We start from the raw sequence: 12919 nt of genomic DNA on the forward strand, positions 1-12919 counted from the left end.
GGGACCGATTATCGCGCTTCCGGCGCCCGCTTGCCTTGCAGCAACCCGAACAGGGCGATGCCGATGGCCCCGACCACGATCGCCGAGTCGGCCACGTTGAAGGCCGGCCAGGCGTGGTCGCGCCAATGCCACTGGATGAAATCGACCACGTGGCCATGGCGCAGGCGGTCGATCACGTTGCCCAGCGCGCCGCCGATCACCAGCGCGAAGGGCACCGCGGTGCGCCAGTCGCGCCGCGGCGTGCGCGCCAGCCAGAAGGCCAGCAGGCCGCTGATCACGAAGGCCAGCGCGGTGAACATCCACTTCTGCCAGCCGCCGGCGTCGCTCAGGAAACTGAAGGCCGCGCCGGTGTTGTAGCTGCGGTACCAGTTCCAGAAGCCGTCGACGACGACCACGGGCTGGTATTCGGGAAGCGTGTTGAGCACCCAGCTTTTCGAGAGCTGGTCCAGCACGATGATCGCGGCGGAGAGCAGCAACCACGGGGTTGCGTTCGGGGAAGTGCGCATCAGAAATACATCCTTGTTTCGCCGGGGCCTTCGACGTTGCTGACGCAACGCCCGCACAACTGCGGATGCGCCGCGACCGCGCCGACATCGCCGCGATGCTGCCAGCAACGCACGCACTTGGTCTTCTGCGTGGGTGCGGCGGTGATCTGCATTTCGTCGGTGTTGTCGGCGTTCAGATGCACGTCGCCGCTGATCAGCAGGAAGCGCAACTCGTCGACGAGCGGCGCAAGCCAATTCTGGTCGGCGACGCCGCAACGAATGCCGATCTCGGCTTCCAGTGCGGCACCGATCTGGCCATTGGCGCGCATCGGTTCGAGCACCTTCGCCACGTTGTCGCGCAGCGCCAGCAACCGATCCATGTCTTCGACGCTGAGCACCGCGCGATCGTCGAGCGGCGCCAGGCCGTCGTACCACGTGGCGAACAACACGTTGCCCTCGCGCTGGCCGGGGATCTGCGTCCACATCTCATCGGCGGTGAACGAGAGGATCGGTGCGATCCAGCGCACGAAGGCTTCGGCGATGCGATACATCGCCGACTGCGCCGAACGGCGCGCGGGCGCGTCTTCGCGCAGCGTGTACAAACGGTCCTTCGTCACGTCCAGGTACAACGCGCCGAGGTCCACGCTGCAGAAATTGACCAGCGCCTGCACGATCTCCGCGAAGTCGTAGCGCGCATAGGCGTCCGCGATCTTCTGCTGCACTTCGAAGGCGCGATGCACGATCCAGCGGTCCAGCGCGACCATCGCATCCAGCGGCGCGAGGTCGCGCGCCGGATCGAAGCCATGCAGGTTGCCGAGCAGGAACCGCGCGGTGTTGCGGATGCGGCGATACACATCGCCGTTGCGCTTGAGGATTTCGTCGGACACCGAAATCTCGTTGCGGTAGTCGGTCGAGGCGATCCACAGGCGCAGCACGTCAGCGCCCATCTGGTCGATGACCTTGTGCGGATCGATCACGTTGCCGAGCGACTTGGACATCTTGCGGCCGTTCTGGTCGACCGTGAAGCCGTGCGTCAGCACCTGGCGATACGGCGCATCGCCATCCATCGCCACGCCGGTCAGCAACGAGGACTGGAACCAGCCGCGATGCTGGTCGGAGCCTTCGAGGTAGAGATCGGCAGGTTTTGCCAACATGTCGTCGGGACGCTGCGCGAGCACGCATTCGTGGCTCACGCCGGAGTCGAACCACACATCGAGGATGTCGCGCACCTTTTCGTATTTCGACGCATCGGCGCCGAGCAGCTCGGCGGCGTCCAGCGCGTACCACGCATCGACGCCCGATTGCTCGACGCGATCGGCGACCTGGCGCATGAGCGCCGGCGAATCCGGATGCGGTTCGCCGGTTTCGCGATCGATGAACAGCGCGATGGGCACGCCCCAGGTGCGCTGGCGCGAGATGCACCAGTCGGGGCGGCCTTCGACCATCGCGAAGATGCGCGCCTCGCCCCAGTCGGGGAAGAACTGCACGCGGCCGATCGCCGCGAGCGCATCGCGACGCAGGCCGGCCTGCTCCATCGAGATGAACCACTGCGGCGTCGCGCGGAAAGCCACCGGCGTCTTGTGGCGCCAGCAATGCGGATAGCTGTGCACGAGCGTGGAATGCGCGAGCAACGCGCCGTTCGCACGCAGCACTTCGACGATCGCGTCGTTCGCCTTCCAGATGTGCAGGCCCGCGAGTTGCGTGCCATCCGCCGCGGGCGTCGACGGCAGATAAACGCCGCGCCCATCGACCGGATTCACCTGCGCCGCCGTGTAGGCATCGGTGAGCCCGTAACGCAGGCCGACCGCGAAGTCTTCCTGGCCGTGGCCCGGCGCGGTGTGCACGGCGCCGGTGCCGTCTTCGGCGGACACGTGTTCGCCGAGGATCAGCGGGATCTCGCGTTCGTAAAAGGGATGCTGCAGACGCTGGCCTTCGAGTTCGACGCCCTGCGCACGGCCATGCACGAGGTAATCCTCGACGCCGTAACGCGCGAGGGCCTTTTCGGCGAGCGCTTCGGCGAGTACGAGCCACGTGCGCTTGCCGTCGCGTTGCGGGCCTTCGACCAGCACGTAGTCCAGTTCCGGGCCGAGCGTGACCGCAAGGCTCGCGGGCAGCGTCCAGGGCGTGGTCGTCCAGATCGGCACGGCGACGTCGACGCCATCAGGCAACGCGACGCCGAACGCCGTGGCGAGCGCTTGCGGCTGGCGCGCGCGATACGCGACATCGATCGCCGGCGAGGCCTTGTCCTGGTATTCGATCTCCGCTTCGGCCAGTGCCGAACCGCAGTCGAAGCACCAATGCACCGGCTTCACGCCGCGCGCCAGATGACCGCGGTCGATGATCTTCGCCAGCGAACGCAACATGTCGGCTTCGTAGCGGAAGTCCATCGTGCGATACGGACGCTCCCATTCGCCGACCACGCCCAGGCGTTTGAAGCCCTTGCGTTGTTCGTCGATCTGCTCGGCGGCGTATTCGCGGCACTTCGCGCGGAAGGCTTCGGCGTCGAGATTCACCCCGACCTTGCCGTGCTTTTTCTCGACGACCAGTTCGATCGGCAGGCCGTGGCAATCCCAACCGGGCACGTAGGGCGCATCGAAGCCGGCCATCAGCTTGGACTTCACCACGATGTCCTTGAGGACCTTGTTGACCGCGTGGCCGATGTGGATCGGCCCGTTGGCGTACGGCGGGCCGTCGTGCAGCACGAAACGCGGGCGGCCCTGCGCCTTCGCGCGGATCTGCGCGTAAAGGCCGTCGGCCTCCCAACGCTTGAGCGTTTCGGGCTCGCGCTTGGGCAGGTCGCCGCGCATCGGGAAGTCCGTCGCGGGCAGGTGGATGGTGGGCTTGTAATCCTGGGTCACGCGCAAGCCTGTTGCGAGAGGGAAGAGAGGAGGTCGCGCGCCTGGCGCGCGTCGCGATGGATCTGTTCGACCATCGCGGGCAAATCGGTGAAGGTCGCCTCGTCGCGCAGATGCGCCACGAATTCGACTGCGATGTGCCGACCGTACAGGTCGCCGTCGAAGTCGAACAGGTGCGCCTCGAGCAAGGGCTCCACGCCGGCGACGGTCGGGCGCGTGCCGAAGCTCGCGACCGAATCGATCGGCGCATCGCCCAGGCCATGCACGCGCGTGGCGAAGATGCCCTGCAGCGGCGGACGGCGACGGCCGTAACGCAAATTCGCGGTGGGATAACCGAGCGTGCGACCGAGTTGCTTGCCGCGCACGACGCGGCCGGCGATCGCGTAAGGGCGACCCAGCAGGCGTCGCGCGGTGTCGAAATCGCCGGCGGTCAGCGCGGCGCGGATGCGCGTGCTCGAGACACGTTCGCCGTCGACGACGACCGGATGGATCGCATGCGCTTCGAATTCGCCGAAGGTGCGCAGCAACGCAAGGTCGCCGGCGCGACCCTTGCCGAAACGGAAATCGGGGCCGATCCACACTTCGCGCGCTTGCAGGCGATCGATCAGGACTTCGCGGACGAAACGTTCGGCGGACATCGCGACGAGCTTTGCATCGAAACGCAGCAGGCCCACGACGTCGATGCCGAGATCGCGCAGGCCTTCGAACTTCGCGCGGGCGAGCGTGAGGCGCGGCGGTGGTTCGGCCGGTGCGAAGAATTCGCGCGGCAGCGGTTCGAAGCTCAGCGCGACCGCGGGCACGCCCAGCGCACGCGCACGCTCGACGGCGCGGCGCACCAGCGCGCGATGGCCGAGATGGAGGCCGTCGAATGCGCCGATGCAGACCACGCTGCCTTGGGGGCACAAGGGCCCGCCTTCGACGTCACGGAACAGCCTGCTCATGGAACGCGGGAGTATAGCTGCCGCCCTGCCCTCCGCCCCGCGGAACACAGCGATCTCAATGTTCCTTCAGGTCCGAGAGGCGGAAGCCCATCGCGACCATCGCCGCCCCGTACACCGCGACGCCGCCGCCCACCAGCAGGCCGAGCCACAGGATCCGCGTCGTCACCGCGACGGTCGTGAAATCCGGCGCGATGCGCAGGCCGAGGATCAGCGCCACCGTCATCGCCCCGCAGGCCACGGCCAGGCGCACCAGGAACTTGCCCCAACCGGGCTTGCGTTCGTAAACGCCCGCTTGCCGCAGCCAGCGCCACAGCAGCAGCAAATTGAGGTAACTCGCGGCGGCCGAGGCCATGCCCAGCGCGAAATGCAGGCCGGGCGTGTGCGACAGCGCGACCAGCACCGGGCCCTGCTTCATCGCCGGCGAGACCCAGACCACGTAGAGGATCGCGAGGAACAGGCCGTTGAACACCATGTTCGCCACCAGCGAGGCCACGCCCGCGCGCACCGGCGTCTTCGTGTCCTGGCGGGCGTAGAACGCGGGCAACACGACCTTCACCAGCGCGAAGGCCGGCAGGCCGAAGCTCAGGCCGAACACCGACAGCGCCGCCATCTTCGTGTCGAATGCGGTGAAGTGGCCATGCTGGAACAGCGTGGACACCAGCGGCACGCACAGCAGCATCAGGCCGAGCATCGCGGGGGTGGCGATCATCAGCGTGGTGCGCAGGCCCCAGTCCAGCGCCGCCGAAAATCCCGCGCGATCGGTGTTGACGTGGTGCCGCGCGAGCGCCGGCAGGATCACCGTGCCGAGCGCAACGCCGAACACGCCCAGCGGCAGCTCCAGGAAGCGATCGGCCTGCGACAACCAGGTCTGCGAACCGGCGATCAACAAGGAGGCGATCACCGTATCGAGCAACAGGTTGATCTGCGCGACAGAGGAGCCGAACAGCGTCGGCACCATCAGGCGCATCACCTTGCGCACGTCCGGATGGCGCGCGCCCCAGCGCGGCCACGAGAGCAGGTCCAGCTTCGCCAACTGCGGCACCTGGAACAGCAACTGCAGCACGCCCGCCGCCAGGATCGCCCAGCCCAGCGCGAGTATCGGCACCTGCAGCAAGGGCGAGAGCCACAGCGCGCCGGCGATCATGCAGACATTGAGGATCACCGGCGTGAGCGCCGGCATGCCGAAGCGATGGAAGCTGTTGAGCGCGCCGGCCGCCAGCGCCGTCAGCGAGACAAACAACAGGAACGGGAAGGTGAGCTGCAGCAGCGTGACCGTGAGGGCGAACTTCTGCGGCTCGTCGGCCGCGCCGGGCGAGAACAGCAAGGTCACCTGCGGCGCGAAGAACACCCCGAGGGCAACGATCACCAGGAGCACCCCGCCCAGCGTGCCGGCCGTGCGGGAGACCAGTTCCTTCAGCTCGGCGTGGGTCCGCTTTTCCTTGATCTCCGTGAACACCGGGACGAAGGCGGTCGAAAACGACCCTTCGGCGAACAGCCGCCGCATGAAATTCGGGATGCGGAAGGCGACCCAGAAGGCGTCGGTCATGGCGTTGGCGCCGAAGACGCTGTTGATCACCATGTCCCGGACCAGGCCGAAGACCCGGCTGACCATGGTCATGCTGCCGAAGGAGAGCAGGCCCCGCAGCATCCGGGGGCGCGGGGCGGACGGACCGGGACCACTCATGCGGCGTGGGCCCCGTGGTTGACGCAAGTGGTTGAAACGCCCATACTTCCGCGCTTCGTTGTGCCGGGAAAGCCCTGGTACCGATCCATTTCCACCCTCATCGTTTCGTTCCCAGGATTCCCGTCGTGGCCAATATCAAGTCCGCCAAGAAGCGCGCCAAGCAGACCGTCGTGCGCAACGCTCGCAACGCCGCTCAGCGCTCGATGCTGCGCACCGCCGTCAAGAAGGTGCTGAAGGCGCTCGACGCCAATGACGCCGCCGCCGCCCAGGCCGCGTTCGTCGTGGCGCAGCCCATTCTCGACCGCTTCAGCGCGCGTGGCCTGATCCACAAGAACAAGGCCGCCCGCCACAAGAGCCGCCTCACGGCGCGCATCAAGGCGCTGCAGGCTGCCTGATTCGATCAGCGCAGTTGCGGTCCAGAAAAACCCGGCCTCGGCCGGGTTTTTTGTTGCCTGTGCGCAGGCCTCACGCATCGGCCTGCCCCTGCTCCAGCTGTTCTTCGCGCAGGCGATCGAAGAAGGTCTGCACGGCGAGCATGATCGGCCACGTGCCTTCGCGCGCGAGCGCGGACACCATGTACCAGGGCTGCGTCCAACCCAGTTCCTGCACGACCGCTTCGGCTTGCGCGCGCGCTTCGTCCTCGAACATCAGGTCGGCCTTGTTGAGCACCAGCCAGCGCGGTTTTTCCAGCATCGCCGGATCGTACTTGCGCAACTCGTGTTCGATCGCGCGCACTTGTTCTGCGGGCGAGGCTTCCACGCCGCCTTCCATCGGCGCCATGTCGACCAGGTGCAGCAGCAAACGCGTGCGCTGGACGTGTCGAAGGAACAGGCTGCCCAGCCCCGCGCCTTCGGCCGCGCCTTCGATGATCCCCGGGATGTCGGCGATCACGAAGCTGCGATGGTGTTCGACCGAAACCACGCCCAAGTTCGGATAGAGCGTGGTGAAAGGATAGTCGGCGACCTTCGGCGTCGCGGCGGAAACCGCGCGGATGAACGTCGACTTGCCCGCGTTCGGGAAGCCGAGCAGGCCCACGTCGGCGAGCAGCTTGAGTTCCAGGCGCAACGTGCGTTGCTCGCCTTCGTCGCCCGGCGTCGAACGACGCGGCGAACGATTGGTCGAGCTCTTGAAATGCATGTTGCCCAGGCCGCCCTTGCCGCCCTTGGCGACGAGCAGGCGATCGCCGTGCCGCGTGAGGTCGCCGATGATCTCGTCGGTCTCGATGTTGTGCACGACCGTGCCGACCGGAACCGTGATCGTGTGATCCTCGCCGCCCTTGCCGTACATCTCGCTGCCCCGTCCGTTCTCGCCGCGCTGTGCGCGGAAGGTCTTCTCGTGGCGGAAGTCGACGAGCGTGTTGAGGTTTTCGTCGGCCTGCAGCCAGACGTTGCCGCCGCTGCCGCCGTCGCCGCCATTGGGGCCGCCCAGCGGAATGAACTTCTCGCGCCGGAAACTGATGGATCCATCGCCGCCGTTGCCGGCGATCACGGTGATGTCTGCTTCGTCGACGAGTTTCATTTCACTTGCATTCCTTGCTGCAGAAACGACGAACCCCGCCGGAGCGGGGCTCGTCGGACACCGGCGCGCCGAGGTTACTCGACGACGCTGACGGTGCGGCGCTTGTTCGGGCCCTTGGTCGAGAAATCGACCTTGCCATCGACCAGCGCGAACAGGGTGTGGTCGCGGCCGAGGCCGACGCCCGAACCCGGGTGGAACTGCGTGCCGCGCTGGCGAACGATGATGTTGCCGGCTTCGACGGCCTGGCCGCCGTAGAGCTTCACGCCCAGGTACTTCGGATTGGAGTCGCGGCCGTTGCGCGAGGAACCTACGCCCTTTTTGTGTGCCATGGCTGCTTCTCCTTACTTCTTGTCGCCACCGGCGATGCCGGTGATCTCGATTTCGGTGTAGTGCTGCCGGTGGCCCATCTGCTTGCGATGGTGCTTGCGGCGGCGGAACTTCACGATGCGCACCTTGTCGGCGCGGCCGTGACCCTTGACGGTGGCGGTGACGCTCGCGCCCTTGAGCGCGTCGCCGAGCTTGACGCCTTCGCCGTCGCCGAGCATGAGCACGTTGTCGAACGTGATCGACTTGCCGGCTTCGACATCGAGCAGCTCGACGCGGAGCGTCTCGCCTTGCATCACGCGGTATTGCTTACCGCCGGTGACCAGTACTGCGTACATGACCAGGCATTCCTCTGTAGTTATTGTGGTCGCCTGAACGCCTTCGAGGGCGGACAGAAGCGGAATTGTAGGGGTTTCAGCGATTTACGGTCAACTGAGGCCGCTTGCTGCCGGTGTGATGCCGGCTTAACCGGCCTTGGCGCCTGATTCCCGGGCCCGCGAGAGGGGCGCGGCGCTCCCCCACCACGCTCAGGGAGGTCGTCCCATGTTCGAGGGTCTCATCGACCAGGTCGCCGCACGCTTCGGCATCGGCCCCGACAAAGTCCGCCAACTGCTTCCCCTGCTGGCCGGCCTGATGTTCAACCAGTCCGGCGGTTTCGCCGGATTCCTCGACCGATTCCGCCAGCAGGGACTGGGGGATGTCGTCCAATCGTGGGTGGGCACGGGGCCCAACCAGCCGATTTCGCCCGGGCAGGTCGAAAGCGCGCTCGGCCCCTCGGCCGTCAACGAGATGGCCAGCAAGGTCGGCGCCGATCGCAACGCGGTCTCCGGCGCGCTCAGCGGCCTGTTGCCCGACATGGTGAACGGGCTGACCGAAGGCGGCCGCATCCCCACTTCGATCCCGGCCAGCCTCGCGGGCCTGCTCGGCGGCGGTGCCGCCGCGCTGGGCACCGGCGCGCGCGCAGCGGCTGCGACCGGCGGCGAGGTGGTCCGCGCGGCAGGCGGCGGCATGGGCCGGTGGTTGCCGTGGATCGCGATCATCGCCCTGGCGCTGATCGCCATCTTCGCCTTCCGCAGTTGCAAGCGCGAAGCCATGCCGGGCGCCCCGACGGCCGCCGCCCCGTCGATGGCATTGCCCGACGCCGGCGCCGCGCTGGATGCGCTGCTCGGGCGCACGTTCAGCGCCGACGAACTGGTGAAGGCACTGAACCTGATGACGATCCACTTCGACACCGGCAGCGCCCGCATCTCCGCCGACAGCACGGCGTTGCTGGCCAAGGCCGCGAGCGTCATCAAGAAAGCCCCGGCCGGCACCCGCATCGAAGTCGGGGGCCACACCGACAACACCGGCGATGCGGCCGCCAACATGACACTCTCGCGCGAGCGCGCCGCCGCCGTGGTGGCGGAACTGACCCGCGACGGCGTGGACCCGGCCAACCTCACCAGCCAGGGTTACGGACAGGACCGTCCGGTCGCCGACAACACCACCGACGCCGGTCGCGCGAAGAACCGGCGGATGGAGTTCACGGTCCTTCACTGACGGGCAGGCCCGTTCAGGAGCCTGAGTCGCAGCCTGTGCGCCCTCGCGCGCACAGGCTGGCGTTGCGCGGATTTGCCCCCACCTATTCGGCTCGTTACGCTCCCCTGTTCGACCTCGGCTCCCGCACCGGACTCCCTACTCGATGGCGATGGACTTCATCCGCATCCGCGGCGCGCGGACGCACAACCTCAAGAACATCGACCTCGACCTGCCGAGGGAGAAGTTGATCGTCATCACCGGCCTCTCCGGTTCGGGCAAGTCGTCGCTCGCCTTCGACACCATCTACGCCGAAGGCCAGCGCCGCTACGTCGAGTCGCTCTCGGCCTACGCGCGCCAGTTCCTCAGCGTGATGGAGAAGCCCGACGTCGACCACATCGAGGGCCTCAGCCCCGCGATCGCGATCGAGCAGAAGGCCACCTCGCACAACCCGCGTTCGACCGTCGGCACGATCACCGAAATCTACGACTACCTGCGCCTGCTCTACGCGCGCGTGGGCACCCCGCGCTGCCCCGACCACGGCTTCCCGCTGGAAGCGCAGACCGTCAGCCAGATGGTCGACCAGGTCATGGCGCTGGCGAAGGACGAGAAGCTTGCCGAGCAACGCTGGATGCTGCTGGCACCCGTGATCCGCGAACGCAAGGGCGAGCACGCGCAGGTCTTCGAACAACTGCGCGCGCAGGGTTTCGTGCGCGTGCGCGTGGATGGCGTGCTGCACGAAATCGACGCCGTGCCGCCGCTCGCGCTGCGCCAGAAGCACACGATCGACGCGGTCATCGACCGCTTCAAGGTGCGCGACGATCTCAAGCAGCGCCTGGCCGAATCCTTCGAGACCGCGCTCAAGCTCGGCGACGGCATGGCGATCGTGCAGGCCATCGACGATGCCTCGCTCGCGCCGCAACTGTTTTCTTCGAAGTACAGCTGCCCGGTCTGCGATTACTCGCTGCCCGAACTCGAACCGCGCCTGTTCTCCTTCAACTCGCCCGTCGGCGCCTGCCCGACCTGCGACGGCCTGGGCGTGAGCCAGTTCTTCGATCCCTCGCGCGTGGTCGTGCATCCCGAGCTCTCGCTCGCGGCCGGCGCCGTGCGCGGCTGGGACCGTCGCAACGTTTACTACTTCCAACTGATCGCCTCGCTCGCCAAGCACTACGGCTTCAGCGTCGACACCGCGTGGCAGGACCTGGGCGAAGACCAGCGCCAGGCGGTGCTGTACGGCAGCGGCAACAACGTCGTGACCTTCTCCTACCTCACCGAGGCGGGCGGGCGCACCTCGCGCAAGCACAAGTTCGAAGGCATCCTGCCCAACCTCGAACGCCGCTACCAGGAAACCGAAAGCGCCGCGGTGCGCGAAGAACTGGCGAAGTACATCAGCGAGCGCCCCTGCGTGGAATGCGGCGGCGCGCGTTTGAACCGCAGCGCGCGCAACGTGTTCGTCGCCGATCGCCCGCTGTCGGACATCGTGGTGCTGCCGGTCGACGAAGCGCTCACCTTCTTCCAGCACCTGGAACTGCCGGGCTGGCGCGGCGAGATCGCGGTCAAGATCGTCAAGGAAATCGGCGAACGCCTGCGCTTCCTCGTCGACGTGGGCCTGGATTACCTCACGCTCGAACGCAAGGCCGACACGCTGTCCGGTGGCGAAGCGCAGCGCATCCGCCTGGCGTCGCAAATCGGCGCGGGCCTGGTCGGCGTGATGTACGTGCTCGACGAACCCTCGATCGGCCTGCACCAGCGCGACAACGAACGCCTGCTCGGCACGCTCACGCGCCTTCGCGACCTGGGCAACACGGTCATCGTCGTCGAACACGATGAAGATGCGATCCGCCTGGCCGACCACATCGTCGACATCGGGCCCGGTGCGGGCGTGCATGGTGGTGAAATCGTGGCGCAGGGCGTATTCGCCGACGTGCTCAAGGCACCGCGCTCGCTCACCGGCCAGTACATGAGCGGCAAGAAGCGCATCGAGATTCCCGCGCACCGCCACAAGCCGAACAAGAAGATGTCGCTGCGCCTGCTCGGCGCCAGCGGCCACAACCTCAAGAACGTCGACCTGGAAATCCCGGCGGGTTTGTTCACCGCGATCACCGGCGTTTCCGGCTCGGGCAAATCCACGCTGATCAACGACACGCTGTACGCGCTGGCGGCCAACGAGATCAACGGCGCCTCGCACAAGCCGGCGGCCCATCGCGAAGTGCATGGCCTGGATCTGTTCGACAAGGTCGTCGACATCGACCAGTCGCCGATCGGCCGCACGCCGCGTTCGAATCCGGCCACGTACACGGGCTTGTTCACGCCGCTGCGTGAATTGTTCGCGTCGGTGCCCGAATCGCGTGCACGCGGTTATTCGCCGGGGCGTTTCAGCTTCAACGTGCGCGGCGGCCGTTGCGAAGCGTGCCAGGGCGACGGCCTGATCAAGGTCGAAATGCACTTCCTGCCCGACGTGTACGTGCCCTGTGACGTCTGCCACGGCAAGCGCTACAACCGCGAGACGCTGGAAATCCTCTACAAGGGCTACAGCATCCACGACGTGTTGGAGATGACCGTCGAAGACGCGTTGTCGCTGTTCGAACCCGTGCCCGCGATCGCGCGCAAGCTCGAAACGCTCGTCGATGTCGGTTTGACCTACGTCAAGCTCGGCCAACCGGCGACCACCCTGTCGGGCGGCGAAGCGCAGCGCGTGAAGCTGTCGAAGGAACTCTCGCGCCGCGACACCGGGCGCACGCTGTACATCCTCGACGAACCGACCACCGGCCTGCACTTCCACGACATCGAACATCTGCTCGCCGTGCTGCACAAGCTGCGCGACGACGGCAACACGATCGTGGTGATCGAACACAACCTCGACGTGATCAAGACGGCGGATTGGGTGATCGACCTGGGCCCCGAAGGCGGCCACCGCGGCGGCACGATCCTCGCGACCGGCACGCCGGAAGACATCGCCGGCATCGGCCACTCGCACACCGGCCGCTTCCTCGCGAAGGTGCTCGGCACGGACGCCAAGCCGACGAAACCCGCGCCGGCACCGCGCCCCGAAGCACCGCGCCCGCCGTCGAAGGCCGAAAAGGTCGCCGCCAAGAAGGCCGCGAAAAAGGCGGCCAAGACGACGCGGAAGTCCGCGGCGTGAGCGGCGATGCGCTGTTCCGAATGGAGATCGCGCCGCGCTGGCGCGACCTGGACGCGTTCAACCACGTCAACAACAGCAACTTCCTGACCTACCTGGAAGAGGCCCGCATCCAGTGGTTCGCATCGCTGGGTCGCGAGTGGCTCAGCGACACGATGATGCCCCTGCTCGCGGCGGTGCAACTGAACTATCGCGCGCCGATTCCGTACCCGTCGAAGATCGCGATCGCGTTGTTCGCCGATCGCGTCGGTAATACGAGCGTGACAGTCGGCCACCGCATCGAATCAATCGATGGCGCGACGTTGTATTCCGACGGGCATGTCGTATTGGTCTGGATCGACCCCAAGAGCGGACGGCCGATTCCGTTGCCGGATGGTGTGCGCGAGATGGCTGCTTCCCGCGCGTAAGCACCTCGACTTCGGAACGCATTGCTTTTTCCGACAACGATCGGCGCAGTG

General features: G+C 66.8%; 11 protein-coding genes. 4 read left to right on the forward strand and 7 right to left on the reverse strand.

All coding sequences use genetic code 11. The annotated features are described in order from the left end of the window. Positions 1 to 8: 8 nt before the first annotated feature. From lspA to murJ, 4 genes are read right to left on the reverse strand one after another with little or no spacing between them, the layout of a single operon-like run. Complete coding sequence (gene lspA, locus AB4059_RS03560; protein ID WP_498976642.1) at positions 9 to 506, reverse strand: signal peptidase II; 498 nt, start codon at positions 504 to 506, stop codon at positions 9 to 11. Continuing rightward, on the reverse strand, positions 506 to 3343 hold the full coding sequence (gene ileS, locus AB4059_RS03565; protein WP_498976644.1) for an isoleucine--tRNA ligase: 2838 nt from the start codon (positions 3341 to 3343) through the stop codon (positions 506 to 508). Before ileS ends, lspA begins: the two co-directional genes overlap by 1 nt. Then, a complete protein-coding gene (locus tag AB4059_RS03570) occupies positions 3340 to 4281 on the reverse strand; it encodes a bifunctional riboflavin kinase/FAD synthetase (protein WP_498976646.1) in 942 nt (313 codons plus the stop codon). The genes ileS and AB4059_RS03570 overlap by 4 nt, the downstream gene beginning before the upstream one ends. 55 nt (positions 4282 to 4336) lie before the next feature. Continuing rightward, positions 4337 to 5929, reverse strand: a complete 1593-nt coding sequence (murJ, locus tag AB4059_RS03575; protein ID WP_498976648.1) for a murein biosynthesis integral membrane protein MurJ — start codon at positions 5927 to 5929, stop codon at positions 4337 to 4339. A gap of 161 nt (positions 5930 to 6090) precedes the next feature. On the opposite strand from murJ, the gene rpsT reads away from it, so the two are divergent. Next, positions 6091 to 6360 carry a 30S ribosomal protein S20 gene (rpsT, locus tag AB4059_RS03580; RefSeq protein WP_232897862.1) on the forward strand — a complete coding sequence of 90 codons (270 nt, stop codon included), beginning with the start codon at positions 6091 to 6093 and terminating at the stop codon, positions 6358 to 6360. A 70-nt stretch (positions 6361 to 6430) separates the two neighbouring features. Here the strand turns inward: rpsT and obgE are convergent, their stop codons facing one another. The 3 genes from obgE to rplU form a co-directional block, all read right to left on the reverse strand. After that, positions 6431 to 7483: a GTPase ObgE gene (gene obgE / locus AB4059_RS03585; protein WP_498976650.1), complete on the reverse strand. Its 1053-nt coding sequence runs from the start codon at positions 7481 to 7483 to the stop codon at positions 6431 to 6433. A gap of 74 nt (positions 7484 to 7557) precedes the next feature. Beyond that, positions 7558 to 7812 (reverse strand): 50S ribosomal protein L27, encoded by a 255-nt coding sequence (gene rpmA / locus AB4059_RS03590; protein ID WP_498961733.1) that lies wholly within the window; start codon positions 7810 to 7812, stop codon positions 7558 to 7560. Between the two features lie 12 nt (positions 7813 to 7824). Then, a complete protein-coding gene (gene rplU / locus AB4059_RS03595) occupies positions 7825 to 8145 on the reverse strand; it encodes a 50S ribosomal protein L21 (RefSeq protein ID WP_498961731.1) in 321 nt (106 codons plus the stop codon). A 205-nt stretch (positions 8146 to 8350) separates the two neighbouring features. On the opposite strand from rplU, the gene AB4059_RS03600 reads away from it, so the two are divergent. The 3 genes from AB4059_RS03600 to AB4059_RS03610 all read left to right on the forward strand — a co-directional run bounded on the left by AB4059_RS03600 (position 8351) and on the right by AB4059_RS03610 (position 12868). Beyond that, positions 8351 to 9346 (forward strand): YidB family protein, encoded by a 996-nt coding sequence (locus AB4059_RS03600; RefSeq protein ID WP_498976652.1) that lies wholly within the window; start codon positions 8351 to 8353, stop codon positions 9344 to 9346. 142 nt (positions 9347 to 9488) lie between these two features. Next, complete coding sequence (gene uvrA, locus AB4059_RS03605) at positions 9489 to 12464, forward strand: excinuclease ABC subunit UvrA (RefSeq protein ID WP_498976654.1); 2976 nt, start codon at positions 9489 to 9491, stop codon at positions 12462 to 12464. Then, positions 12461 to 12868 carry an acyl-CoA thioesterase gene (locus tag AB4059_RS03610; RefSeq protein ID WP_498976656.1) on the forward strand — a complete coding sequence of 136 codons (408 nt, stop codon included), beginning with the start codon at positions 12461 to 12463 and terminating at the stop codon, positions 12866 to 12868. The genes uvrA and AB4059_RS03610 overlap by 4 nt, the downstream gene beginning before the upstream one ends. The last annotated feature ends 51 nt before the right edge of the window (positions 12869 to 12919 follow it).

The organism is Lysobacter sp. 2RAF19 (assembly GCF_052115395.1).
Taxonomy (GTDB): Bacteria; Pseudomonadota; Gammaproteobacteria; order Xanthomonadales; family Xanthomonadaceae; genus Noviluteimonas.

Excerpts from the sequence above, each read along its gene's own strand:
- lspA (WP_498976642.1), bottom strand. The coding sequence starts at position 506 with ATGCGCACTTCCCCGAACGCAACCCCGTGGTTGCTGCTCTCCGCCGCG.
- AB4059_RS03570 (WP_498976646.1), bottom strand. The coding sequence starts at position 4,281 with ATGAGCAGGCTGTTCCGTGACGTCGAAGGCGGGCCCTTGTGCCCCCAA.
- murJ (WP_498976648.1), bottom strand. The coding sequence starts at position 5,929 with ATGCTGCGGGGCCTGCTCTCCTTCGGCAGCATGACCATGGTCAGCCGG.
- obgE (WP_498976650.1), bottom strand. The coding sequence starts at position 7,483 with ATGAAACTCGTCGACGAAGCAGACATCACCGTGATCGCCGGCAACGGC.
- rpmA (WP_498961733.1), bottom strand. The coding sequence starts at position 7,812 with ATGGCACACAAAAAGGGCGTAGGTTCCTCGCGCAACGGCCGCGACTCC.
- rplU (WP_498961731.1), bottom strand. The coding sequence starts at position 8,145 with ATGTACGCAGTACTGGTCACCGGCGGTAAGCAATACCGCGTGATGCAA.
- AB4059_RS03600 (WP_498976652.1), top strand. The coding sequence starts at position 8,351 with ATGTTCGAGGGTCTCATCGACCAGGTCGCCGCACGCTTCGGCATCGGC.
- uvrA (WP_498976654.1), top strand. The coding sequence starts at position 9,489 with ATGGCGATGGACTTCATCCGCATCCGCGGCGCGCGGACGCACAACCTC.